The sequence below is a fragment of the Paenibacillus sp. JJ-223 genome (assembly GCF_927798175.1).
Taxonomy (GTDB): domain Bacteria; phylum Bacillota; class Bacilli; order Paenibacillales; family Paenibacillaceae; genus Paenibacillus; species Paenibacillus hubeiensis.
The window spans coordinates 55110-80583 of the sequence record NZ_CAKMMP010000018.1 but is presented as its reverse complement, the minus strand read 5'-3'; the positions used below and the strand labels follow the sequence as shown (position 1 = coordinate 80583).

Here is a 25474-nt window from a genome sequence, read left to right as displayed (position 1 = left end):
TCTCTTTGCAGCTTCTTAGTTGCCCCAGTATTGCTTGGCAATCTTCTGACCCTGGTCGATTTTCGCCCATTGCTCGGCTTCGCTGAGTTCGTTACCGCCATCGCAGGATGCAAATCCGCATTGGTGGGATAACAGCAGGCGGTCCTTGTCAATGATTTTGGATGCTTCGTCCAGTAGACGGAGTACACGCTCTTCATCGTCAAGGGTATTGGTTTTGGACGACAGCAGCCCCAGTACAATCTCCGTTTCAGGACGGTCCTTGAACACCTCCAGCGCTTCAAGCGAACCCGCACGCTCATCGTCCCATTCCAGGAAGAAGCGGTCATATTTCAACTGTTTCAGGAACAGATTCGCGATTTTTGCGTAAGATCCACCGCCCATGTTGCGGGAATCATAGTTGCCGCGGCAGTTATGTGTCCACATTTTCAAGCCTAGGCTATGGCCGAAGTCAATCACCGTATTGTTAATGTCAATAAATTCAGTGGCCAGCCCCGCCACTTCCTCTTGATTGATATGCTCGCCTGTAAACGGAGAGTTCGGGTTGTCGTCCGCAAACAGCTCCCACAAGCAATCATCGAATTGCAGGATTTTGCCGCCCGCCGCAGCGAACTCCTCCACGAATTCCTTATATGCACGCACCAGACCTTCTTTGAGCTCCTGTTTATTCTGGTAAACGGCATCCTTGCCGCCAATGTTATCCGACCAAGAGAGTTCACCGAAAATATGGGAAGGAGACGGTACACAAAGCTTGGTTTGCTGGTCGCCAGCCGTCTCTTGCAGCTGTTTGAACACTTGGATGAAATGATGATTTTTGCCGCTCAACTCGCCCGTAATGCGCAAACCGATATCTTTGCGTGTTTCATATTTCGATGTGCCGTCCACATCTCTGAAAAAATAGCCATGATCTGCGATATAACGCTCTACGCCATCAAAGCCCCACACAAAATCCAGATGCCACATCGATTTGGAGAACTCGCCGTCCGTAATCACCGACAGGTCATGCTCGATTTCTTTCTTTACAACCTGCTCAATGGCTTGCGCCTCGCACTGCGCATACCCTTCAAAGTTTTCATAGAACGGATATTGGATATCATCACGATGCTCAATTTGCGTTTTATATTTCAACAATTCCTCAGGACGCAACAAACTGCCTACGATCTGGAACTTATCAGTCATGTAAAAAAACCCCCTCGTTGTATATGGCCTATCATATCACGCAGAGTAGGGTTAGTAGGATTACTTAAAAAACATAACTAGTTATAGTTAAAAGCTATAGCGAGAAAGGACTATATAAATCTATAATAAATCCCATCAGGCCACTGCGAGTGCAGTACCATCTTCCGATCACTGTTATCCCCCTGATTAATTCTTATTACATTACAATACATTTATACTCGCGCTATTTATCTATTCAATGACTAGGAATATTTGGTATAATCGTTACGCGATAGAAAGGCTGATATGGGCGGTCGGCTAATCTCCCTGAAGGGAGGTGATGCCTTGTGACAGTGTTTGAAGCGATGATGCTGATGCTAACCTTTGGTTCGCTGATTGCAGCGCTGCTGTCCAATAAACACAAGTAGACCGCCCTCCCATGCAAAGGTTGCGGTCTACTTGATCGTGTTCCTCTTGTTAAGCCCACCGCCCTTAAAAGCGGCTATTGCGCGGAGAGTCGTGTTACAGCACGGCTCTTTTTGCATTATAAGCTGTTCTTTCCCTTATTATAACATCATGGAAGAGGAATTCAATCTCGATGTGCTCATCAATGAAACGAAGGAGCCTTTATAATCGTCCGTCGTATCTCAAAATGGAGACTTAATTTCCACGTTCCTCCGCCCCTTCATCATCCTTGCTTCCAAACTCATCAAGCAGCGCACGTACCTCACTGGTTGATTTAGCATTCATTAAGCTATTTCTAAGTTCGCTTGCGCCTCGAAATCCACGGACATAGATTTTAAAGAAGCGGGCAAGAGGGCTGAACGAACGCGGCTCCTGTGCTGAGTATTGATCGTAGAGGTCCAGATGCAAGCGCAGCAGACCAAGCAACTCCTCACTGCTGTGTTCCTTCGGCTCTTTCTCAAAAGCAAACGGATTCTGGAAAATACCGCGTCCAATCATAATGCCATCCACGCCGTATTGTTCAGCGAGCTTCAAGCCGGTCTGACGGTCAGGAATATCCCCGTTAATGGTCAGCAGTGTATCTGGCGCCACCTCATCACGAAGTTTTTTAATCTCCGGAATCAGTTCCCAGTGAGCATCGACTTTGCTCATTTCTTCTCTGGTGCGCAGATGAATGGACAGATTTACAATGTCTTGTTTCAAAATATGGGTCAACCAGTCGCGCCATTCGTCTACGGCAGTGAAGCCAAGCCTTGTTTTCACACTGACGGGCAGTCCTCCGGCTTTGGCGGCCTGGATGATTTCCGCTGCAGTTTCAGGGCGGCAGATCAGGCCGCTCCCCTTTCCATTCTCGGCTACATTCGCTACAGGACAACCCATATTGATATCGATGCCCTTAAAGCCTTCTTTCGCCATACCGATACTCATTTCACGGAAATATTCCGGCTTATCCCCCCAGATATGGGCGACCATGGGCTGTTCATCTTCTGTAAACGTCAAACGCCCGCGCACGCTTTTATTCCCCTCCGGGTGGCAATAGCTCTCTGTATTCGCAAACTCCGTAAAAAACACGTCCGGTCTGGCTGCTGCGCTTACGACATGGCGAAACACCACATCCGTCACATCTTCCATCGGTGCAAGTATAAAAAAAGGCCGTGGCAAATCACGCCAAAAATTGTTCGTCATCTCAAAAACCCCTCTATAAAAATCAGGACAACTCTTTGTCCTCGAAAATAATAAAATTAACCCTTCATGCCCTTGCTTCATCTTCACTTATAACATGCTTTAGCAACGTAGTTCAAACGACGGTCACGGTATATGTTATATGGTAGACATCTAAATGAGTATATCATACCTAAGAGACCAGCAGACTCCCAATGAACTCGCAAAAAAAGGAAGGGCGCCGCCCCTCCCTGCTTACCACCGATGGATGACACGATGTGCCTCGTCAATGAAAGACGTTTGTTGTCATAACGTACTGCGCCGCAGCTCATAAAAATACTGCACGGCGGGATGTTTTAATTTTACCTTATCCGACATATTTAAAATTCGCTTTTTGCCAACTCGCTTGTCCACCAAAGCCAAAATATTTAGTAAAATATCGTTGCTCTCCAGGCTTTCCTCGATTGAGGTCGACAAGAACGTCGTCGCTGTAACGGTAAAATTGGATTTGCTTAACGCGGTCTGCGCGGCTAAAAGCTCTTTAGCAAGCTCTGAAATTTTCCGACTTCTCGCAATGACTTTTAGACGATCCTCGGGAATCGTGCCTTTGGCATCTTTTCGGACCGCTTCAATGTCTTCAACGCTAATCGGGATGTAGAGTTCTGGATCGCTTTTGATTTCCTGCTCGGTCTTATACCAACGGATGGAGCTAGCTGCATCACTCATATTAAGCACGTTCTTTTTATCTACAGTGAGATAACAACTTCCGGATTTATCAGGTAGATAACGGTAACTGGTTGCCCGAAATTCGACCCTTCCATTTAACGCAGGAGAGATGAAACTCTCCAAATTTTGCTTCAATTTACTCCAGGACATGGTCCCTCCTATGTTCTAAGACCTATTATCTGTATTTCTCGGCTGTTAGGCGTTTTTTTTTCAACAAATGATCTTCTTGGAATACACCGTAAGCGTATAAACGTTGTCTGAGCCGGAAGAAGGGCCAGCTTCATCCGTTTCATCTGCATCATCTAACTCAAGAGTGGTCACTCCATCGAATTGAGCTTTGTTGACATACAGTGATAAAACCTCAATCATGTCATTTACCTTGTTTAAGCTACATCTGAAGGGGAGTTCTATACCCTCATAATAAGAAACGACAGAAAAACGGAATGCTGGAATCTGATCGTCCGCCCACAGATAATAGACAAACGATTTTCCTCGATAATATTTTCTCAAATAATCAGACCAAGACGTCTCAATAAAGCCAAAAATCTGTTGTAATTCTTTTATTGATATATTGTTCTTTTTAATCAGCTTATTCAAATGTTGGATGGTATAAAGGTTAAACTGCGCCTCGGAATGGTATTGTTCTTTATCGTTAGAGAATAACAGATTTGGGTGCTTTGCAATCGCCGATATTTCGTAAAATGCCTTTAATCCTTTATTCTTAAGAAAATCAATCATTTTTATAGTCACGACCCTCATATTAGATCCAAGTCCATTGTACCATAAGGTGGAGTATTCGACTTTTACTATTCAAGCATAATTCTACCTTGTCGCTTGGGTACCCTCAGTATAGAAATCAAACAGCCTCCATCGTTTTCTTTGCTTCGTTTACTCTTGCCGAACCGGAAAAGCTCCTCTACAATAAAAGCTCGGCAGGCTTTTGTACCTGCAAATCGTGACATGGAGGAGGTCTGAACGATAATATGGAAATTTCATTGGATATGATCAAAGACAAAGTCGAATGCCTGCAGGCTTATGACTTCCATGAACTGGAACGGGCGATTGAAGACCGAATCGGAATGAATAAGGCTCTGCTGCTGCGGGTGAAGCAGGTCCAGCATCAAGTGACGTTCGACTCGCTTCGCGACAAGATGTTGTATAGTGCAGTTGTTCATTTTTCAGCAGATTGATGGACCAGAACGTTGAACAGTAAAAAAACCGAATTGTGCGAAATATAGCAATCCGGTTTTTTTATTGTTTTTGTAACAGCTCAAATCTCCTTCCCCAGAATAAAGCAAATTCAGAGATCACTCTCCCCACCTAAAGGAATCTTGATGAAACAACAAGCGGCTGCCTGACGGCAACCGCTGTATCTGACATGCTTATTAAATATCGTAGCTATTCGAAGGACTGTGAGCGATAACGGATTGCACGACTCGTTTAACCACGGATTTCGCGGCATCCTGGGTGGACGTTCCGCCGATCTCGTCCGCGTTAACTTCGATAAATCCTTTGCCCCCGATGATCTCTCGAGCTGTCTCAAGTTCGCCCGCACTGATAGAATCATGGGATACCAGTGTGATTAGGCCGGCGTCGTTCAACACCTTTGCCACCTCCGCCGTGCGGCGGAACGATTCTCCCCCGACGCTCTCAAGCAGCATCGTATGGTGACCGGATGACATTAGTCGCTTCTCCACTTCCTTGGCGAGAGCTGCCGTATCCGAGCCAGTAAACCAGACGGTGAGCGGAGATTGTCCTTTCTGCTGGGCGCGAACCTCTCTCGTGATCCCCGTATCCGGTGTGGCAAATCGGCTGTCTCCCTTCAACGCTTCATCGATGACTCCGCAAGCCGACGTCATGTTGGTGACACGATCGATAAGGATAAAACCTCCGATGCTCTTATTGTGTTCGAAGGAATCGAAGACGATGCGATCCGACAGCGTGAATTCACACTTGGCCAATTCGTTCTTAACAATTTGATCGGCCGGAACGGTATGGCCCGTGTTAATGTCAATCTTATGGGTAATCGCCGTTACAGTGCCCGGAAGAGTCTTCGTTCCGACCTTTACCCAATAATGCTTGCCCGGAGTCAGGACGGAATCGTCCATCCACAGGATCGTAGATACGAAGCTTTCCGCTTCTTGAACTTGATTGTCCATCGTGAGCACGCAGCCCCGCGAGACATCGACTTCGCGGTCCAGTTGTATCGTAACCGGTTGGCCGGCATAAGCCGAATCCCGATCTTGGTCCGTCACCAAAATCCGTTTAACCTTTGCTTTCTCCCGACTTGGCAGAGTCATGAGTTCGTCTCCGACCGAAATCTTACCAGCCTCGATCTGGCCCTGGAACCCACGGAACGTATGGTCCGGTCTGCTTACACGCTGAACCGGCATCATGAAAGGCTTCGCATCATCGGCAGTATGAATATCTATATTTTCCAAATACGGCAGTAAGGCTAACCCTTCGTACCAAGGGGCATTCGGCGACTTGGTTGTGATATTGTCCCCTTCCGTAGCGGACACGGGAATGACCTGAATGCTCTTGATTTGCAATTCAGCCGTCGTTTGGATGAACTCTTCCTTGATCGCCTCGAACGTCCTCTGGTCGAAGCCGACCAGATCCATCTTGTTCACAGCCAATACGAGGTGCTTGATCCCCATCAGGGCGCAGATCCGGGCATGGCGTTTGGTCTGGGTAATGATGCCTTTGGTAGCGTCCACCAGAATGATGGCTAGATCGGCAAAGGAAGCGCCTACAGCCATGTTGCGCGTATACTCTTCGTGTCCCGGCGTGTCCGCCACGATGAAGGAACGATGAGACGTCGTAAAATAACGATAAGCCACGTCGATCGTAATCCCTTGTTCGCGTTCAGCCAGCAAGCCGTCGAGGAGCAACGAGTAGTCGATCTTGCCGCCTCGGCTTCCCAGTCGGCTATCGAGCTCAAGCGCGCGTTCTTGATCGGCGAACAGCAGCTTGGCGTCATAGAGCATATGTCCGATCAGCGTGGACTTGCCGTCATCCACACTTCCGCAGGTAATGAATTTAAGTAGACTCTTCATGTTAGAAATAGCCCTCCCGTTTGCGTCGTTCCATGCTTCCCGCCGCTTCTTGGTCGATAACCCGACTGGTCCGTTCGGAAGATACCGCACCCAATGTCTCCTCAATGATCTCGTCCAGCGTAACGGCATCGGACTCGACTCCGCCCGTGAGCGGGTAGCAACCTAACGTGCGGAAGCGAATCTTCTTCATCTCTACCTTCTCTCCAGGCTCAAGCTTCATCCGCTCGTCATCCACCATGATGATATGCCCGTCACGATTAACGATCGGTCTTACGTCCGCGGAGTAAAGCGGAACGATATCGATGTTCTCCCGACGAATGTATTGCCAGATATCCTTCTCGGTCCAGTTGGACAGCGGAAAGACTCGAATGCTCTCTCCCTTGTTGATTCGCGTGTTGAACAGCTTCCACATCTCCGGACGTTGGTTCTTCGGGTCCCACGAGTGGTTCTTGTTCCGGAACGAGAAGATCCGCTCCTTGGCACGCGACTTCTCCTCATCACGTCTTCCCCCGCCGAACGCAACCGTGAATCCGTATTTGTCCAATCCCTGCTTCAGGGCTTGGGTTTTCATAATGTCGGTATATGCGGAACCATGGTCGAAGGGGTTGATTCCTTGTTGAATAGCCTCTTCATTAGAGTGCACGATCATCTCGATACCGAACTCCTTCGCCTTTCGGTCGCGGAACTCGATCATCTCCTTAAACTTCCAGGTTGTATCGATATGCATGAACGGGAACGGCGGCTTCTCGGGGTAGAAAGCCTTGAGGGCCAAGTGCAGCATGACCGAGCTGTCCTTGCCGATGGAGTACAACATGACCGGTTTCTCGCACTCCGCTGCTACTTCTCTGATAATGTATATCGCTTCAGCCTCAAGTTGATCCAGATGTGTTAGTTCTTGCATGGCAAGGCGGCCTCCTTTTAATCCTTACTAAAACCATCGTATTTATAACCTTATCCTATCAGATTCCATCTTTATTGCAAAGTGGAAAAAAGTAAAATTTATGATGTTTATGTATTGGATCAACGATATTCCGCATCGAGTAGCGGCTCCCTCCTAAATAAAATCGCGTAAACGATTGATTTTGAGTCGGTTTCTATATAAACCGCAAAAAACAAACACACGTTAACGGAGAGGCAGAACCAATCTGGAGAAGCAAAGCGTGCGCTAAAAGCTTTCTGAAAGAAAGCTGCATCGGAAGCATAGGCTTATCACCGGATTTTCCCCTTAGAAAAGGAGAATCCAAAAAATCTGGGGATAACAGCCATCGGAAGATGGTACTGCACTCGCAGTGCTCTAATGTGAATGATTAGTGCGGTTTATATAGGCTCTCGGGATTCAGTTCGCCCCATATTGGCATAAAGTCGAGTAGTTGCAAATTATGAAATGGATGAAGCAAAACATCGAAGGTTCCAAAAGTTGCAGTAGATCTGAAATTTGAACTCATCGTACGATCCAAACCTGCAAATTGAAGAAGTAAAACGAGAAACTTAAAATGATATGACGTATTACAATCATAATCGAGGGCAATGGAATTTGAAAAAGCTGCCGTCTGTAAAGTACAGACAGCAGCTTCAATGAGTTGCCTAATTTTTCGAGATATCCTTTAAAATCACTTACATTTTCCAGATCCGGTAGAGAATCATCGCTGCTTCAGCGCGGGTCAATGGTTCGGCTGGTGCAATTTTGCCATCTTTGCCGTTGACGATTTCGCTTCCTACGAGGGATGTTACACTATCTACAGCGTAAGTGGAAATGCTTGCAGCATCGGAATAAGGAACCAGATTTCCGTTGCCGACAGTTTGCTTACCAGCTGCTTTCAGGGCTTTCGCCGTCAGAACCATCATATCTTGACGGGAAATGCTGCTGCCTGGTTTGAATGTATTATCTGCGAATCCGGATGCGATACCCAATTCTTTGGCAATAGCCACGGCCTGTGCATAGTACGCGTTTGGCTGTACATCGCTGAAAGCTGCCGTGTTCGTGTCCGAGCCCTTCAATTCAAGCGCTCGAACAAGCAAGGTGATAAAGTCTGCTCTTGTGATGGAAGCCGCAGGAGCAAAGCTGTCATCGGAAACGCCTTTAATAATATCGCGCGCAGCCATCGCTTCGACTGCTTGTTTTGCCCAGAGGACATGTTGCACATCGGCAAAAGACTTGGTTACGTATGCCACCCCATAGGTGCTCAATTCAGTTGTTTTGAACACAACCGAGCCGGACTTAGCATCATAGCGTCCGTTTGGTATCGCTGTTGCCTGTCCTTGATTATCAATGCGTAGAATCACGATTTGATCTGTATTGACAAGCTCCTGCGCAGCTGGTGTGTACGGTACGGATACCGTTACAGGCGCCGCAGGATTGTTCCAGGCCAGAACACGGTCCCCGGCTTTTACGCTTAGATCGATCACCGGACGGCTGCCCACTTTAGCGCGAACATCTGCACTCAAGCGATCTGCCGAGATTTTGTTCATCTGAATAGAGACTTGGCCTGCTTGTTCCGTGATATTAGAAAGCATGTTGGACGGAATTTGAAGTGTTGCATGGTCCGTCTTAAGCACAAACTCAACATTATTGTTGCTTTGCAGGTTTGAAGTCGGGAATTGCACAACATAGGATTGTGCATTTGCTTGCTTCGGCACTTCGATGGCAACCTGTTTCTTGCCATTTTCACCTGGAGAAGCTTTTTCAATGGCTTTATTCAGGCTCTCGCTCGAAATGGTTGCTGTGGCTGTTTCATTTTCGACTTTAATTACCGGTACAACCACCGAATCGTTCCCTGGCAGCTGTGGTTGAGGCTGGGGCTGCGGAGTAGTCCCTGAGCTCGATCCGCCACTGCCACCATGGTTACCTCCACCGTTGTTGCCTCCACCGTTGCTGCCGCCGGAAGAAGGTTTGCCAGTCAGCGTCAATTCACCGAATACGGAAGTATCCTGGTAGCCTTGACCGGATGCATCGTTCCATGCGTTCACGCTGATTCTGCTGCCGTCTTTGGCATCATTAATCTGCGCATCAAAGCCAATTTTGGCATTGTTCGCAGGTTTAACCTTTTTGAATGGAATCTTCATTTCAACGGTGTAGTTGGTACCGGCAACAGCGACTTTGGATTCGAAACCTGCTGCGATTTCCGCGGGATTAAAGGATGCGACGTTCTCAAAATTCACTCTGTATTGTCCATCATCGTCTTGGAAGCTGGACGTTTTTCCGTTATTTTCATCAACGAAAACTTCGACGGAATCCTGCTCCCATGCATTCGGGTTGGTCTTGTTCAGTTGATCGTCTCTGACTTGAACGAGCACATACAGATTGTCGTCATCCCAGAGTACTTTTGCTGTTCCCGTCGCACCGGACCATGCCATTTGCTTCGTATCCAGTTTCAATTCAGGAGCGTTGCTCCATATGCTGTCTACGGAGCCATCGATAGCCGGTGTCCCGTAGTGAGCGGTTGATTTCTTGTATTCAAGCTCTTCAGGTGGATTTTCCGCCAGGTACTTCTCCGGATCAACGACCCCGTAGAACGCCTCTTTGGCTTGAAAACTCTTATCGAACAAGGTCGGGTTCTGCTCGGCTCTCCAGCTGGTGCCGTCATTTAACCCCCAGAAGGTGACACGCGGAATATGCTCGCTGTTTTTCTTATAGAGATCCATCAATTGGGCATACAAGTATGCCTGCTGTTTCGCTTCTTTTTCAGTGATTGCAGAGTTGGTGCCTGCCATGATGTCCAATTCGGTCACGCTGACTTCTACGCCCAAGGAAATGAAACGCTCCAGCGACATCTTGACATTGTCCAATCTCGTTCCCAGATTATAGTGGGCTTGCATGCCGATGCCGTCAATCAGTTTCTCGCCAGGGTGATTGGCGGCGTACTTCTCATTGATCTCTTTCACCATGCTGTAGATGGCTGTAGATTTATTCTGGTTGTCATCGTTGTAATCGTTGTAGTAAAGCTTGATATCCCAGCCGTTTTCGTCAATGACTTCTTTTGCCGCGAGGAATGCCTCCTCAATAAAGTCGGGGCCGATGGCTTGCAGCCAGCCGGAATTACGCAATGCATTTTTCCAGTCTTCCGGATTAGGCGGGTTATCGTTCATGGCTTCGTTGACGACGTCCCAGGAAATGACTTGGTCACCAAAGTGCTCAACGACCGTTTTAACATGCGTTCTTAGATTGGCCAGAGCTTCATCACGGCTCAATGGTTCGCCGTTAGCTGCGGTATGAAGCCATGTAGGTGACTGCGCATGCCAGACGAGCACGTGGCCGTGCAAGTCAAGACCTGCATCTTGTACTTTTTGGACAAGGGCATCTTCTGCGGTGAAGTCGAATTCTCTGTCCTTGTCATAGGCATAATCCGGCTTCATATCATTCTCAAACGTAACGACATTGTGATGCTTCTTCAGAAGCTTAAGCCTTGTCTCGTCAAAGGTGGACGGATTAACAATGTTGCCGATCAGGAAATCATCCTTGTAGACATCCTTAAGATTAGGAAGATTTTCTTGAATCGGAGGCGCGACTGCTACAGGTCCTAAATATTTTAGAGCAAAGTCATCTAAGAAAAAGGTACGGCTGCCCCCGTCGTTGTTTGCCGTTTCAATATAAGCGTTGAGTACGCTTGGAGTAGTGGTGAGCGTATACTTGCCTGTTAGGCGTACCCATTCTTGATCTGTAACGGTTGCATTTTGTGAAACGTTTGCAAAGCCGCTGTCCGCATATTGAACACTGATACGAAGTGTTGTAGGTGCTTGGCCAGGCGCCATTTTCACCCATGCAGACAGCTCGTATTCGTGATTCTTTGCCATTTTACCGGCAGCACCAACCAAGGCTGCATCATATTGCGCCGTAGTCGTCACAAGCAAGCTTTGCTTGCCGTCAGGTGTATGATTATCGTCTTGGGAAAGGACTACCGTTTCACGGCCGTTCCGTGCTTTGAATCCATCCAGACCATTCTCAAAGTCTACAGAGATGCCCGTTTTATCCACAATCTCTGGTGCGGTTTCACCAGGGGTCACATCGGTGATGATGACTTCATCAATGTAAATATCGGAGGTTAACGTATTTCCCGATGGTTCAACATAGATGATGATCTCATTCGTTCTAGAAGGGACTTCGTAGCCTTTCGTTTCAAATAGCGTCCAGTCGGAAGCGGTTACAAGCTTATTCCCTATAAGCCAAGGATACTTCTGATCATCGGCTAATATTTCCGAATCCACCTTGGAAGCCAGATGGTACTCGCCTTCACCTGAACCGAGTCTGACCTTGAGGGAAATATCATACTTACGGTCGGATTTCATCTTGCCAGTAAGTACGAGAGCAGGAACGGCCTTCTCATCAGCCCGGTTGAAGAACTTCAGAGATTTCGTACCTTCGGAGGCTACGCCGTCAACGACCGCAATATCCCCGCTCGATCCCCAACCCAGCTTGCCCCAGCCTCCGGTATTTCCGTCTTCAAAGCTTTGGTTAAGGACCACAGCAGGTTGGACAGGTGTTGCTACTTGGGTGATCGTGATATCCCCGATATAGAAGGGGACCTCCTTCCCAGCTTCATCAGACTTGATTCGCAGAGCTGTATTGACCACACTGGTAACGGAGAGATCTGCAGACAGTAAAACACCTTCTCCTGCTTTAAAATCTGAAGAGCTGATTCCATTGTATGCCTCTGAGCCAGCGACACCCTTGTTGGTTACAATTTCAAGGACGGCTTTCCCGGCTGCAGGTACGTCAGAATCTTCATCAACATAAACGGAAGCGGTTACAGTATACTGTTTGTCAACCGCCAAACCAAGGTCACTGAATGCGAGGTCCACGCCGTCCCAGTTATTGGATCGATTATTCACTTTTAAAGCAGCTCCATCATCATTTCCGGCAAACGGCTTGCCAGTTACAGCGCTCAGCTGGGCACCGCCTGATTGAGCTGCCTTGCCTTGACCATTCTGGAACGTTTCCTGGTAAACGATTTGTGAATTAGATTCCACTGGATCAGCCGCACTGATTGTCGGAGCAACCAAGCCGCCTGGAAGAAGCAGAGCCGCTGCAAGCAACCCGGAAACGACCCGCTTAAATGATTTCCTCATTCGAAGCATTCCCCCCACACGAAATTTTTCATAAACCATGTAAAGCGCTTACATAATTTACTGTAACCAGCCTCCTTTCTCCCCAGATAATACCACTTCATGAAAGAGAAATCTTACTCCAAATTAAAGGTGAATCCTAGATTATTTCAGAATTATACAAAGTTTGATACGGGTACGAGACGATGCTCTTCGTTCCGCAGATCAGGCTGCGGGAGTAAATTCGTGAATCTTTTTGGCGTGCATAGGAAGCAAACTGACAAAAAAGACGCTGGGAAGGAATTTACCCAGCGTCTTTCATTTCTTTTAATGCGTCTGTCTTCTGGCATAGAGCCTTTCGCACATTGCTCTCTTTCTAGTGCTCTGTTTCATTCCATATCAACACCGCCACACTCTCCACATGCACCGTATGCGGGAACATATCCACCGGCTGCACCTCAAGCGTCCGATACCCACCGTCCTCCAGTACGCGCAAGTCGCGGGCCAGCGTGCTCGGATTACAGCTCACGTACACCACGCGTTCCGGCTGCATTTGCAGGATCGTATCCAACAAACGCGGATCGCAGCCTTTGCGCGGCGGGTCGACGACGATGACGTCGGCTTCGATGCCTTGCTCTTTCCAGCGCGGAATTACGTCCTCGGAGGCGCCCACCTCGAAGGTGACGTTGCGCATGTCGTTCAGGCGGGCATTGCTGCGTGCATCCTCGATCGCTTCGGGAACAATCTCAACGCCGTACACTTGATCCGCATGCTGCGCCAGGAACAGGGAGATCGTACCGATGCCGCAGTACGCGTCAATGACGGTCTCTTTGCCGGTCAACTCGGCATATTCTACCGTTTTGCCGTAGAGCACTTCGGTCTGCACCGGGTTGACTTGGTAGAACGAGCGTGCGGAAATGGCGAACTGCACGTCGCCGATATAATCATAGATCACGTCACGGCCCCACAGGACGCGGGTTTCGTCGCCGAAGATGACGTTGGTCTGTTTTTTGTTGATGTTCTGGCAAATGCTCGCGACTTGCGGCAAAGCTTCGCGAATGCTGCCGATCCATTCGTCCCGATGCGGGATGTCGCGTCCGTTGGTGACCAGCACCAGCATCATCTCGCCTGTGCGGAATGCCTTTTTGACCACGACATGACGCAGCAGCCCGCGGCCTGTCTCCTCGTTGTATGCACTGATGCCGAGATGGCTGCCGATTTCCTTCACCTTGGCAACCACTTCATCGTTGTGCTCATGCTGGATCAGGCACGCTTCCATATCGATAATGCGGTGACTGCCACGGGCATAGAAACCGCCCACAAGGCCGCCTTCCACCGCACCCATAGGCACCTGTGCCTTGTTGCGGTACCGCCAAGGTTCCTCCATGCCGAGCGTCGGCAGCACGCGAATGCCTGTCCCGCTTTCACTCTCGCTGTCAGCGCCAGCTCCCTCAGCCAGCACGTCCAGTTTGCCGATCCGCTGCAAATTGTCGATGACGAGCTGGCGCTTCCATGCCAGCTGTCCGGCATAGCTCATATGCTGAAGCTGGCAGCCTCCGCATTGATCGTAGATCGGGCACGGGGCGGCGATGCGATCCGCGCTGGCTTTCACGATCTCCAGCAGTTTGGCGTAGCCATACTGCTTTTTGGTTTTGAGCACCTTTACGCGCACGGTTTCGCCCGGAAGCGCACCTTGCACGAAAAGCATGTACCCGTTCGCGCGGCCTACGCCTTCGCCGTCATGGTTCATGCCGATGATGTCAATGACGGTCTCTTCATTTTTGCTCACAGGCAGTCCTTCGATCGGAGCGCTCCGCGCGCCCCCCTTCGGACGAACGGCAGAAAGAGATGCGCCTTGTTGCCGCACCTCCTTCGTTTGCTGGCGTGTAGTCTGACGAGATGTTTTCTGCGGCTGGCGGGGCGCTGCTGCGCTTCCTTTACCTTGCGGGCCAGCCGAATTCCGGCGGCTTTTTCCACGACCGCTGCGGTTACTGTTTGACAACGTACATTCACTTCTTTCTATCCATATATGACCCTGCCTTTGTAGGCAAAGGGATTCGATCATTACTATTCCAGCGATAACCTAAAGGCAATTCCCAACGCAAATCTCACGTCCTCGAATGGGTAACGAACCTGACACACCTTATTCACGCCTAAAACCGTCTTCTGATATTCTAACGAACTTTAGACACGTTATTCCGCGTCACAACCGTGTTTTCCAGCCAATTTCGTCCGAATAGCGACACTGATGTTCGTTAGTGCAGCAACAACGTCGTTTTCGCCAAAATAAAGCTTCCTAGGTTAGTTAGCCGTTCCCGGCTGTCTTGAACGAGACTAGGCCTACTCCATTCTCCTGCCACGCATACCCCATACATTCATCAATGCATACATCATGCGTCTTCACACGTACTTCATGCGTACTCTCACGCCAATCTCATGCGTACTTACGCGTATATCTTGCATATTCCACTCGCGCAGCACCATGAGATTATACGCGATCCTTGCCACACGCGGCAACTGAAAAAGCACGCTGGCACCTTCCATCCTCCATAACTATCCTTTGCATCCTCTACAAGCGACATTCGCACCACGGTCTGCTCGCAACACACCCCTGCACCACTCACCACGGTCCCGCCTGCACCTTTCCACCCTACAACCGACTCCGCCACTACCCTGTCCCCTATCCCCAAGCTTGTTAGACCGAATTTGGGTTAGATGCGGCATAATGCCATTGCCAGTGTAGATACGGTGGCGGCGGGAGGTAAATATAATCTTAAGGAGGCCAACACCTTTACCGATACAGCATCAGATGATGGCGCAGGTTCGAGAAGGTCGCTGGCAGCGTGCCGCCAAGCTCACCGTCCAGGTTAAGCTGCACGTATCCCGGCGATGTCACTTCCATATAATCCGTCTGGAAATGCACGACCTTTTTATCGTGCAGATGTTCCCCGCGCAGCGCCAGCGTCACGAGACGGATCATGTCTGCCAGGTTGCATTTGCGAATAGCGATCACATCCAGCAGCCCGTCGTCGATCGTCGCTCCCGGGGCAAGCTTCTCGAAGCCGCCCACGGAGTTCGTGTTGGTAATGAGGAACAGCATGAACTCGTCATGCAGATCCTCCTGCCCTTCAGCGCGGATGTAGAGCTCCTGGGGCGACAGGCTCGCCATTTTCTCGATGCCCTTCATGTAGTAGGCCAGCTGCCCGATCATCGTTTTCAAGCGGCTAGGTACCTCGTAGGTCAGTTCCGTCAACGATCCGCCGCCGGCGATATTGATAAAATACCTGTCGTTGGCCTTGCCCAGATCGAGCGGACGCGTCTGCTGGTTGACCACCAGATCGACATAGTCTTCCCACTGCCTCGGAATGCCCAGCGCACGCGCAAAATCGTTCGTCGTCCCGAGCGGAAACACGCCGAGCGGCGGCCGGTTCTCGCGTTCGGCCATGCCGTTGATGACCTCGTACAGCGTTCCGTCCCCACCTGCGGCAATGATCATGTCATACCCGCGCTCGACGGCGAGCGCCGCTTCCCGGGTCGCATCCCCTTCGCCTGTCGTCGCATGGCACGAGGCTTCGATGCCGCCTTCATCCAGACGCTGCAAAATGTCTGCCAGACGTTTCTTCATTTCCTCCCGGCCGGAGGTCGGATTGTATATTAATCGAGCTCTTTTCATTCCATACGCCACCTATTCCACATAATCCATGAAGCTGATCTCAGCCTCATCGTTGTCATCACGAGATTCCGTACCTTCGCATATTTTACGAAACAACACATTTCCGTTCATGCCGTTCGAATATATATCATTCTTTTTATATCTATGCACAAGGAATTCCATCTGATTCCAAAGCCAATATGTTATATCATATCATCAAATGTTAAGATGTCCTAGCCTTTCAAGGCTCCGTCTCCCTGCGTTATCCGATATGTATCTCCACACCATAAACCTTCTTCCAGCCCGATGAATCAGGCCGAACCGTCCTTTTTCAAATCCTTTAATCAATCATCCATTCTGCCCGCTCGTCAGCGATTTAACCTGAGCCCCCGGTCTTATTTACGTTAAATTTAAAATACTACCCGTCTCCATTGACATATCGTTGCTATGATTTCGGTAGAAATACAGTATCTTACATTATAACGCAGATTGAAGGAGCGATGTGCATGAAAAAAATAACGCTGCTGCTTCTTGCAGCCATGGTGGCTGCCTTCACCGTAATCCCTGCCGCATCCGCAGCCGTGATCGGCCACGACCAGGTCGTCGGCTTTGCGGAAGTGACGCCGGCAACCGTCACGCAGCAGGCAGCCAAGCGCTTTCAGCCCTATCTGAAGGTGTATCATGGCTGCGTGCCCTTCCCTGCAGTCGATGCAGCAGGCAACACCAGCGGCGGATTGCAAACCAGCGGCGCATCCAATGGGCAGTGCAGCCAAAGCACCGGGCAAGTATACTCCCGCTCGGCTTGGTACAACGGCGTCTGGGCCATCATGTATGCCTGGTACTTCCCCAAAGATTCGCCTTCTCCCGGCCTTGGCCATCGGCATGATTGGGAAGGCATCGAATCCCGCCGTTCCCGAACCGAAGGTCCTGTCCATCGCATATTCGGGCCACGGCCAATTCACCAACGTTGCACCAAGCAGCACCAGCATGAGCGGCAGCAGCCCCCTGATCACGTATAACAGCACTTGGCCCATTAACCACGAGTTGGGCGTGGACGGTACCATTGGCGGAAAGCAGCCGCTAATCGGCTGGGACGACCTGACCCCCGCAGCAAGAGATGCACTGAACACTACCGACTTCGGCAGCGCCAACGTGCCCATGAATGACAGCAATTTCGTGAACAACCTGGCCAAAGCCTGGTTCAAGTGACTCATTCGCCGCCGAAGCGCGCCATACTGAGCACGCGGAAAATCCCTGCCTTTGAGAAGGACAGGGATTTTCCTTGTGTATGCGTATATCGTAAAAAGCCTTTATTCCATGTCGCCTGCGAAACAAAAAGCTTGCCATTCATTCGATCATTCATTCATTCATTCATTGAACCATCATGTCTCCCGATGCTCCTGGCATCGTTGCAGCAAAATCCCAATCTGGCGTTCCAGCCACCCGCCAAGCAGCGGATGCGGCAGCAGCGTCTCTCCGCTGTATGCGCAGTCCAGCCCTTTAAGCCGATTGGGAATCGCCTTCATCGTAAAATAACCGGCGCTCAAAAACAGCGGCGCCACAATGACGCGGCATCCCCGCTCCTCGCTCCAGTACTTTGCCTTGGCGTGCACGCTGTCCGGATTAAGCAAAGCAACATCCGCATGCGCTACGCCGCTGATATCCCTTACCCGCCCAGCGAGCGAGGAGATTCCTTCTTCCCAGCGCTGGCGGAATCCGTCATGCACGCTCCCATGTCCGACAAGCAGGATCGTTTCCTCCTGCGGGTGCCGGGACAACGGCTTTACTTTGTCCCATACCATGACGGCGATGTCGGGATCGCTATCGACCGGATAACCGAAATGTACCCTTGCCGAGACCCGAAACGGCTCCAGATCGGTTTCCCGCTCCGGCGCCGGCTTGACGCCGATGGCATACTCGATCTCATCTACATGCGTGCTGCCCGACGACACAAACAGGGGAACAACCAACAGATCCGTTGCCCCGGCTGCCTCCAGTCGGTCGATACCGTCCTGGATCAATCGTCCTTCCACCAGTTCAAGAAAACCGGCTTCAACAGGCAGCGCCGCAGGCAGCTGCAGCCGGGAGATCGCCTCATCGACGGATTCCACCCAGCTCTGTTCCTGTGAACCGTGGCTGATGATGAGAACGCCCGGTTTCATCGTCTTAGCGTCCCAAACGTTCCAGCGTCATCTTGTAACCGTCGTTGCCGTAATTCAGGCAGCGCTTTACGCGCGAGATCGTGGCCGTGCTCGCGCCTGTCTCTGCTTCGATTTGGTTATACGTGTTCCCTTTGCCAAGCATGCGCGCCACTTCCAGCCGCTGGGACATAGATTGAATTTCGTTTACGGTGCAGAGGTCGTCAAAGAAGACGTAGCACTCCTCGATATCCTTCAACGTCAAAATCGCTTCGAATAGTTGTTCAATACTTTTATCATTTAGCTTCTTCAGCTGCATTTTATTATCATCCCCTAGCGGTTACTGTGTACCTTCATTGTACTCAGCATGAGTTGGTATTTCAAGCGTTAACGATTTCACGCACTACAGAGAAAAAATACATGTTATCGCTTACAAACATACAAATGTCCACTCTCAGTGGACATACAAGGCCATAGGCGGGATTTCGCCCTTTTTTGGCCCATTTATTCCCGATGAATTATGTAGGATTTCATCCATCCTATTTGTTACAATTTTGTGTCAAAACTGCTCTTCCGGCGCTTTTCTCCCTGTGGCGCTTCATGCGCCCAAATCCGCAAATATCCCGTTTCTCGGGGTATCCGCCTACGCCGTCTCTCCGCGAATGACATACATTGTAGCAAAAGGGAGTTCCGCATCGACAGTCCCCTTGGTCTCTTGGGGCCAAGGAGCCGGAACGCAATTTCAAAATCCATAACAGAAGGAACGTGATCATGTATGCCACAGCATTATTATCACCGTCCGCCAGCGCCACGGCAGCGTCCGTCTTCCAAGCATCATCGGGCGAATACCTCCGCTTACGCGCCGGCGCAGCGTGCGTTGACCGATGGCGAGACCCAGTCCATGTATCCGGGTGTCGAACCCCAATTTTCATTCGGCCAAGCGGAAGCATCAAGCATCGTGCCTTATGGGCAGAACGCGCCGGGAGAATCGTTTTACGGTAGCGGTTCCGGATCTTCCGGCCCTGCGGTACCCGTGCAAAACTCTTCGGCTTCCGGCAGCACCGGCTTTTCGCTGGCCAACCTTGGCGAGCTCAAAGGAATGATTGACCGCTTCGGCGGGATCGATGGCATCATAAGCGGCATTGGCAAAATGCAAAAAGTCGTCGGCAGCATTCAGCAGATGGCCCCGATGGTGAAGCTGTTCATGGGCATGCTTCCCTTCGGCAAGAGCAAAACCACCAACGACAGTTCAGCCGCGGAAAAAGATTACGAAGATTACACATCGCCCCGCCGTCGCAAGCGCAAATCGGGCAAGAAATCATCGGGCACCACGCGCCGGCAGAAATCGAATCCCGCTAAACGTCGTCCCAAGAGCAGCAAACGTTAACGACAATACCAAGGCATCTCTCTTTCCTGGAAAGGGGATGCCTTTTGCTGCACGGACCTCGCCAGCTCGCCTCTCCCAATCCATCCTATCTCAACAAAAAAGAACTGATGTTCTCATTTCTCCGATTTTAGGTTATACTGGATGGTAAGCAAAAGGAGGCGGCCCATGGAACTATTCAAAGACAAATACACCCCAGCCCTGATTGAACGGACAGGCATGCTGCTCAAGCAGTTTGCCCCGGCATTGGACCAGCATCGCTTCCGCGATCTGGTATTCGCCGAAGGATGGGACGAATTGGAATTCAAGGGGCGCATTCGGCGCGTTGCCCTGTCCATGACCGAAGTGCTGCCGGGCGACTATGCCGAGGCGCTGCATGTGCTCGAACAGGCAGCCCCCCGTTTGCGCGGCGTGGAATGCCTGTTCGTGCCGGATTTCATCGAAGTCAACGGGCTTGCGCCCGAGCATTACGAACTGTCCATGGAATACCTTGCGACATTCACACCCTATTCCAGTTCGGAGTTCGCGGTGCGCCCGTTTATCGAGAAGTACCCCGAAGAAACGCTCAAACGCATGCTGGAATGGACGAGCAGTGCCGACGAGCATGTTCGCAGGCTCGCCAGCGAGGGCAGCCGGCCCCGCCTGCCTTGGGGCTCCAAATTGCGATCGCTCATCGCCGATCCGACACCTGCCCTGCCTATTCTGAACGCTCTGAAGCAGGACGAATCGTTATACGTTCGCAAAAGCGTCGCCAATCACCTGAACGACATTTCGAAGGACCATCCGGACCTTGTTCTCGCTTTGGCCGCCGACTGGCACGGGAAGCATCCGCATACGGATTGGATCGTCCGGCATGCCTGCCGTTCCCTGTTGAAGAAGGGCCACCCCAAAGCGCTGGCCCTCTTCGGTTACCATGAGCAGGAAGCCGTTCGCATCGAACAGCTGCAGCTTGCCAAGGACAGCATCGCCGTGGGGGATGAGCTTCATTTCTCCTTTCATGTATTGAATGATAGCGGACAGCCCCAGATGCTGCGCATCGAATATGAGATCGGTTATATGAAAGCAAACGGCAAACAGGCGCCCAAGCGCTTCAAATGTTCGGACAAAAGTTACTCGTCTGGAAAAACCCGCGTGGCCACCAAACAATCGTTCAAGGTTATTACAACACGGGTCTACTATCCCGGCGAACATACCTTAACGATCCTCGTTAATGGACAGCCCGCTGCTTCGACCACGTTTACCTTGGGCGAATAATGTGGTACAGTAATCGTTCGTCCAAAAACGGCTCAACCGCGACAAATCCAGACGACAAAAAAGACATCTTCGTCTATGAAGATGTCTTTCTCGCGCCGGAGCAGGCAACACTCCGTTTATTTATCAACACTGCATATCTTTGAGGAACGTTTCGACTTGTCCACATGTGGATATTCATTTGAACCAGCCGCGCTTCACAAACCAGGCCACCATGCTTCCGCCAAGCACAAACATCAGCAGCATGACGGCACCATACCCATATTTCCATTGCAGCTCAGGCATATAGGCAAAATTCATGCCATAAATCCCGGCAATCAGCGTCAATGGCATGAAAATGGTCGTAATGACCGTGAGTGTTTTCATGATGGCGTTCATCCGGTTGGAATTCAGCGATATGTAGCTGTCACGCAAGTCTGCCGTCATTTCCCGATCTGCCTCGATCATGTCGGTCAGCTTGAGCAAATGGTCATAGATATCGGTAAAATACGCGGTATGCTCACCCGTTCGCTGCACATGCTGGGAGTTGACCACCCGGTAGAGCAAGTCGCGCATGGGTACGATCGTTCGTCTGAGCTTCAGCAGGCGGCTGCGCAGGTCGAACACCTGGTTCATCAGTTCTTCCACCGATTCCTGTCCGCCCCGGTTTTCCAGTTCGGCCAGTTCGTCTTCGATGGCAAACAGGGACGGAAAATAATGATCCACCAGTTTGTCCATCACGGTATACGCCGCTGCAACCGGCCCCCGTGCCCATATGGTGCGTTCGTGGGCATGCTGCAAAATCCGCTGCCATGCTTCATCGACTTCCTTCAGCTCGCCATGGTGATAGGAGACCAGAAAATTGGAGCCCAAAAACAGATCCACTTCCTCGGCCTCGAGCGTCTGCGGATTCAGCGCATGCAATACCAAAAACTGCAGGTTATCGTAATAATCGAGCTTGGGTCTTTGCAGCACATGCAAGCAATCCTCGATCGCCAGCGGATGGAAATGAAAATAGGTATCCAGCAAAAGGCTCTCCTCTTCCGTCGGCTTGCTGAAATCGGCCCAGACCCAGGCGTAGTCTTCCAGTATAAGGTCTGTGAGGGGCTGATTAACGGAGACCTGGTGTTCCCGCGTAATGGCGAGTGTACGAATCATGCTGATCACGTCCTTATTCATAGGCTTGACGTTATTTTACAACGTGAACGGCCGCACGTCCCGTGCGAAACCAAAACAAAAAAAGCCAACCCTGTTGGCTTCTCTCATTTCTATCCACAGCGTCCTGTATCCACAGGATCTATTTGCTTTTGGTTTATCATTCCACGGATGGCTATCCACATATCCAGCCTGTCCACACGTTCATGCACAGGCGTTCGTTCTTTTTGATGAAAAATTGTCCACATATCCCGATATTCACACGGTTATGAACAGCCGCTCCGCGGCATGCGGAAATTTTTGTTCACAGCTTCTACCTTTAAAGGACGTCGAAAATGATCCAGTACAACAATCCTGCAAGGAGGCCCGAGATCGGGATGGTGATGAACCATGTTACGACAATGCGCCCGGCCACGCCCCATTTGACCGCAGAGAAACGCTTCGCGGAACCTACGCCAAGAATGGCCGACGTAATCGCATGCGTCGTACTTACCGGCAGGTGCAGCAAAGTTGCGGTGAAAATAACGGAAGCGGCAGACAAATCGGCAGCAAAACCGTTGATCGGCTCAATTTTGAAAATTTTCGTTCCCATCGTTTTGATGATTTTCCATCCCCCGATGGACGTACCCAAGGCCATGGCGGTAGCTGCAGAAATTTTGACCCAAAGCGGAACCTCCAGGTGATCCTGGACTTTGGCAGCCACGAGTGCAAATGTGATAATCCCCATCGCTTTCTGTGCATCGTTTGTACCATGGGTGAACGACTGCAATGCAGCCGTGAAAATCTGAACCGTACGGAAACCTTTGTTCACCGTATGCGGACTGCGTCTGGCAAAAATGTATTTAAGGATAATCATGACCACGTAACCGATCGCGAACGCGATCAGCGGCGAAAGAATCAAACCTCCGACAATATCGATAAAACCGCTCCATTTGACCTTGTCCGATCCCGCTCCCACCAATACCGCGCCGGCAAGCGCACCGATCAGTGCATGGGATGATGAGGACGGAATGCCGAACCACCAGGTCACGAGGTTCCAGATGATCGCGGCGATCAAGGTGGCGATGACGACTTCGATCCCGTTGTCCAGCTTCGTGGGGTCGGTCACGCTTCCCCCGATCGTCTTCGCCACGCCGGTGAACATCATCGCCCCGACAAAGTTCATCACGGCCGCGAGAAGAATCGCGCGTCTTGGCGTGAGCGCCCGCGTGGACACCGACGTTGCAATGGCATTCGCCGTGTCGTGGAACCCGTTGATGAAGTCAAAAGCCAGCGCAAGGAAGACGACTATACCTAATACCAAAATCGTTGTTTCCATGTTCTATGGCTCCTTAAGAATTACGCATGATAATGGATTCCAGCATATTCGCTACGTCTTCGCAAGCATCCGTCGTCGTCTCAAGACGCTCGTAGATTTCCTTGCGTTTGATCAACTCGATCGGATCGGATACCGTGGCAAACAGGTGTTTAATGCACATGCGCAATACTTCGTCGCCTTGGTTCTCCAGATCGTTGATGCGGATCGTATACTCGCGGATCGCCAGCAATTTTTTCTGGGACAGCAAATGAACGGCCTTTTGGATTTCATACGCAGATTGGCGCAAAATTTCCGCAAACTGTACGATGAATTCGTCCGGCTCGGTCAGTTGGTACATATAGAAACGGGAAGCCGTTGCTTCAAGCCCGTCCAATACGTCATCAAGGGTTGTTGTCAGTTCCATGATGTCATCACGCTCGATCGGCGTAATGAATGTTTTGTTGAGCTCCATAATGATGGTATGCACGTAGTCGTCACATTTGGACTCGTATTTCTTCATTTCATTGGTAAACAGAGTCACATCCTGAAGGTTGGAAACATGCTGGGAGAAGTAGTCAGCCGCTTGTACGACAGTATCCGCCATATTCTCCAATGTTTCGAAAAATATATCCTTCTTCTTTAACTTCATCGTTCTATCCCCTTTACGAGAAAATGCTGATAACCTTGAAACATGAAATGACAACCTTTGCTATCTTATCATATTTGTTTCATGGTTTGTACAAAACCTGCGATCCTTTTTTATATTCTTATCACACATTTCTGAAATGAATCTTAATAATATGGAAAGAGTGGAAAAATGATGTTCACATTTTACACTGCGTTTACACTTCTCCACCCAAAGTCACTATTTTACATTATTCGACATTATATTTTTCGACATTGCGATACGGTTTTTCTATTGTTTCACTTGAACGTGTCCTGCAAAATCAGGCGAATTCGGCACGATGGAGATGAACGTTTTCCCCGGGATCAAATTGGCTTCTTTTCCATTATAAATAAAACGAATAATATCCCCTGACTTTCTGACCCACTGACCCTGAATCATTTTTCCTTTTTGGAACAACATCGCTTCACCGCCCTGATCCACGTCGACGGACAATCTGCCCACGCTATCGAGCACTTTGTGATCGGCGCCCGCCACGATGATATTGGCAGCACCGAGCTGCTCGCCGTTATCCTGATCCACATCGGCCTTCCCGTTGACCAGTCTCATATATCGTCCGCTAACTTCATCATATTCATACGTCACGCGGTAACTATCGAGCAAATATTTCACGTCAAACGCCGCTGCTTCTTCGCCCGCAGCCGTAGAGCCTTCTTCATTGTAGAGGTAAACCGGAGATAGGCTGTCATGGTCATACCCTTTTTTCTGCAGGCCTTCCCTTAGCTTGTCCGATGAAGTATACAGGTTGTGCGGGGCTTTGCGATCGGAAGAACGCCAGAAATAGGGGCCCCCGTTCGAAATTTCGTCCATATGCTGCTTTTGCTGCTTCTGCAAAATGGAATACGCCTCCGGACTGCCGCCTGCATGAATCAGCACTCCGTCATAACTCTCCCCCAGCTCGATCAGATACGGACGGATGCTGCGCACGGGTCCCACGGTTTCATCTGCGCCTTCGCTTTGAAAAATGGCGATATACCGCGTAATTCCGCCTTCTGCAAGCACTTCCATGATAATGTCGGCGGAGCTAAGCCCGGATTGGGGACGAGCGGCCGGCGCATTGTTGATCATAACGGCCAGCGGACGGCGGGTAATCGCTTCTTCGCTGGGCAACCCCGTCAATGGTGCCTTGAACTTCGCCGCTGGCTCCTCTTCCGACACCTGTTCTTCCTGAACGGGAGCAGGCACCGGCTCCGGCGTCGGCTGCGCAAGCTCCTTGTTTTGGCAGGCGGACAGACTCAAGGCGACAATGAGCAGCGACGCGGCTGTTCTGCTTTTATTCCATTTCCATAACTTCAATCGATGGTCCCTCCCGATGGTTTGAAATATGG

Annotated in this window: 20 protein-coding genes and 2 pseudogenes; 6 read left to right on the top strand and 16 right to left on the bottom strand. The window is 50.3% G+C overall.

From position 1 onward, the window contains the following. Window positions 1-15: 15 nt before the first annotated feature. The gene (locus L6H98_RS26285; RefSeq protein WP_236420649.1) at window positions 16-1176 is read right to left on the bottom strand and encodes a cobalamin-independent methionine synthase II family protein; all 1161 of its coding nucleotides are present in this window, start codon (window positions 1174-1176) and stop codon (window positions 16-18) included. Window positions 1177-1502: 326 nt separating this feature from the next. Here L6H98_RS26285 and L6H98_RS31445 point away from each other — a divergent pair, with 326 nt between their 5' ends. Next, complete coding sequence (locus tag L6H98_RS31445) at window positions 1503-1583, top strand: putative holin-like toxin (protein WP_356724473.1); 81 nt, start codon at window positions 1503-1505, stop codon at window positions 1581-1583. A 232-nt stretch (window positions 1584-1815) separates the two neighbouring features. Here the strand turns inward: L6H98_RS31445 and L6H98_RS26280 are convergent, their stop codons facing one another. The 3 genes from L6H98_RS26280 to L6H98_RS26270 all read right to left on the bottom strand — a co-directional run bounded on the left by L6H98_RS26280 (window position 1816) and on the right by L6H98_RS26270 (window position 4245). Then, window positions 1816-2805, bottom strand: a complete 990-nt coding sequence (locus tag L6H98_RS26280) for a tRNA-dihydrouridine synthase (RefSeq protein WP_236420648.1) — start codon at window positions 2803-2805, stop codon at window positions 1816-1818. A gap of 282 nt (window positions 2806-3087) precedes the next feature. Beyond that, a complete protein-coding gene (locus L6H98_RS26275; protein WP_236420647.1) occupies window positions 3088-3657 on the bottom strand; it encodes a hypothetical protein in 570 nt (189 codons plus the stop codon). A 60-nt stretch (window positions 3658-3717) separates the two neighbouring features. Then, entirely contained in the window at window positions 3718-4245 is a 528-nt protein-coding gene (locus tag L6H98_RS26270) for a hypothetical protein (protein ID WP_236420646.1), read from the bottom strand. 245 nt (window positions 4246-4490) lie between these two features. Between L6H98_RS26270 and L6H98_RS26265 the strand changes: the two genes are divergently transcribed. Next, window positions 4491-4697, top strand: a complete 207-nt coding sequence (locus L6H98_RS26265; protein ID WP_236420645.1) for a DUF2536 family protein — start codon at window positions 4491-4493, stop codon at window positions 4695-4697. 195 nt (window positions 4698-4892) lie between these two features. Here L6H98_RS26265 and L6H98_RS26260 read toward each other — a convergent pair whose 3' ends face one another. Beyond that, entirely contained in the window at window positions 4893-6566 is a 1674-nt protein-coding gene (locus L6H98_RS26260) for a GTP-binding protein (protein ID WP_236420644.1), read from the bottom strand. A gap of 1 nt (window position 6567) precedes the next feature. Continuing rightward, the gene (cysD, locus tag L6H98_RS26255) at window positions 6568-7467 is read right to left on the bottom strand and encodes a sulfate adenylyltransferase subunit CysD (protein ID WP_236420643.1); all 900 of its coding nucleotides are present in this window, start codon (window positions 7465-7467) and stop codon (window positions 6568-6570) included. A gap of 570 nt (window positions 7468-8037) precedes the next feature. Between cysD and L6H98_RS31440 the strand changes: the two are divergent. Next, window positions 8038-8145: pseudogene (locus tag L6H98_RS31440) on the top strand (IS3 family transposase); the annotation flags it as partial. 35 nt (window positions 8146-8180) lie between these two features. On the opposite strand, the gene L6H98_RS26250 reads toward L6H98_RS31440, so the two are convergent. The 4 genes from L6H98_RS26250 to L6H98_RS26235 all read right to left on the bottom strand — a co-directional run bounded on the left by L6H98_RS26250 (window position 8181) and on the right by L6H98_RS26235 (window position 16278). After that, complete coding sequence (locus tag L6H98_RS26250) at window positions 8181-12629, bottom strand: endo-1,4-beta-xylanase (RefSeq protein WP_236420642.1); 4449 nt, start codon at window positions 12627-12629, stop codon at window positions 8181-8183. Between the two features lie 352 nt (window positions 12630-12981). Next, window positions 12982-14607, bottom strand: a complete 1626-nt coding sequence (rlmD, locus tag L6H98_RS26245; RefSeq protein ID WP_236420641.1) for a 23S rRNA (uracil(1939)-C(5))-methyltransferase RlmD — start codon at window positions 14605-14607, stop codon at window positions 12982-12984. Window positions 14608-15005: 398 nt separating this feature from the next. After that, window positions 15006-15149 (bottom strand): hypothetical protein, encoded by a 144-nt coding sequence (locus L6H98_RS26240; RefSeq protein WP_236420640.1) that lies wholly within the window; start codon window positions 15147-15149, stop codon window positions 15006-15008. A 247-nt stretch (window positions 15150-15396) separates the two neighbouring features. After that, window positions 15397-16278: a diacylglycerol kinase gene (locus L6H98_RS26235; protein ID WP_236420639.1), complete on the bottom strand. Its 882-nt coding sequence runs from the start codon at window positions 16276-16278 to the stop codon at window positions 15397-15399. Between the two features lie 485 nt (window positions 16279-16763). Between L6H98_RS26235 and L6H98_RS26230 the strand changes: the two are divergent. After that, window positions 16764-17466, top strand: a pseudogene (locus L6H98_RS26230) (NPP1 family protein). A 173-nt stretch (window positions 17467-17639) separates the two neighbouring features. Here L6H98_RS26230 and L6H98_RS26225 read toward each other — a convergent pair. Together L6H98_RS26225 and L6H98_RS26220 are read right to left on the bottom strand one after the other, a co-directional pair. Next, window positions 17640-18419: a CbiX/SirB N-terminal domain-containing protein gene (locus L6H98_RS26225; RefSeq protein WP_236420638.1), complete on the bottom strand. Its 780-nt coding sequence runs from the start codon at window positions 18417-18419 to the stop codon at window positions 17640-17642. A gap of 4 nt (window positions 18420-18423) precedes the next feature. Continuing rightward, the gene (locus L6H98_RS26220; RefSeq protein WP_017690665.1) at window positions 18424-18714 is read right to left on the bottom strand and encodes a YerC/YecD family TrpR-related protein; all 291 of its coding nucleotides are present in this window, start codon (window positions 18712-18714) and stop codon (window positions 18424-18426) included. A 456-nt stretch (window positions 18715-19170) separates the two neighbouring features. Between L6H98_RS26220 and L6H98_RS26215 the strand changes: the two genes are divergently transcribed. Together L6H98_RS26215 and L6H98_RS26210 are read left to right on the top strand one after the other, a co-directional pair. Then, on the top strand, window positions 19171-19782 hold the full coding sequence (locus tag L6H98_RS26215; RefSeq protein ID WP_236420637.1) for a tyrosine protein kinase: 612 nt from the start codon (window positions 19171-19173) through the stop codon (window positions 19780-19782). A 165-nt stretch (window positions 19783-19947) separates the two neighbouring features. Then, window positions 19948-21033, top strand: coding sequence for a DNA alkylation repair protein (locus tag L6H98_RS26210; RefSeq protein WP_236420636.1), 1086 nt, complete (start codon window positions 19948-19950; stop codon window positions 21031-21033). A gap of 174 nt (window positions 21034-21207) precedes the next feature. On the opposite strand, the gene corA is transcribed toward L6H98_RS26210, so the two are convergent. The 4 genes from corA to L6H98_RS26190 all read right to left on the bottom strand — a co-directional run bounded on the left by corA (window position 21208) and on the right by L6H98_RS26190 (window position 25442). Next, window positions 21208-22167 (bottom strand): magnesium/cobalt transporter CorA, encoded by a 960-nt coding sequence (gene corA / locus L6H98_RS26205; protein ID WP_236420635.1) that lies wholly within the window; start codon window positions 22165-22167, stop codon window positions 21208-21210. A gap of 316 nt (window positions 22168-22483) precedes the next feature. Then, window positions 22484-23482 (bottom strand): inorganic phosphate transporter, encoded by a 999-nt coding sequence (locus L6H98_RS26200; RefSeq protein ID WP_236420634.1) that lies wholly within the window; start codon window positions 23480-23482, stop codon window positions 22484-22486. Window positions 23483-23495: 13 nt separating this feature from the next. Further along, window positions 23496-24110, bottom strand: coding sequence for a DUF47 family protein (locus L6H98_RS26195; RefSeq protein WP_236420633.1), 615 nt, complete (start codon window positions 24108-24110; stop codon window positions 23496-23498). A 267-nt stretch (window positions 24111-24377) separates the two neighbouring features. Then, window positions 24378-25442, bottom strand: coding sequence for a DUF3048 domain-containing protein (locus L6H98_RS26190; protein WP_236420632.1), 1065 nt, complete (start codon window positions 25440-25442; stop codon window positions 24378-24380). Window positions 25443-25474: the final 32 nt, after the last annotated feature.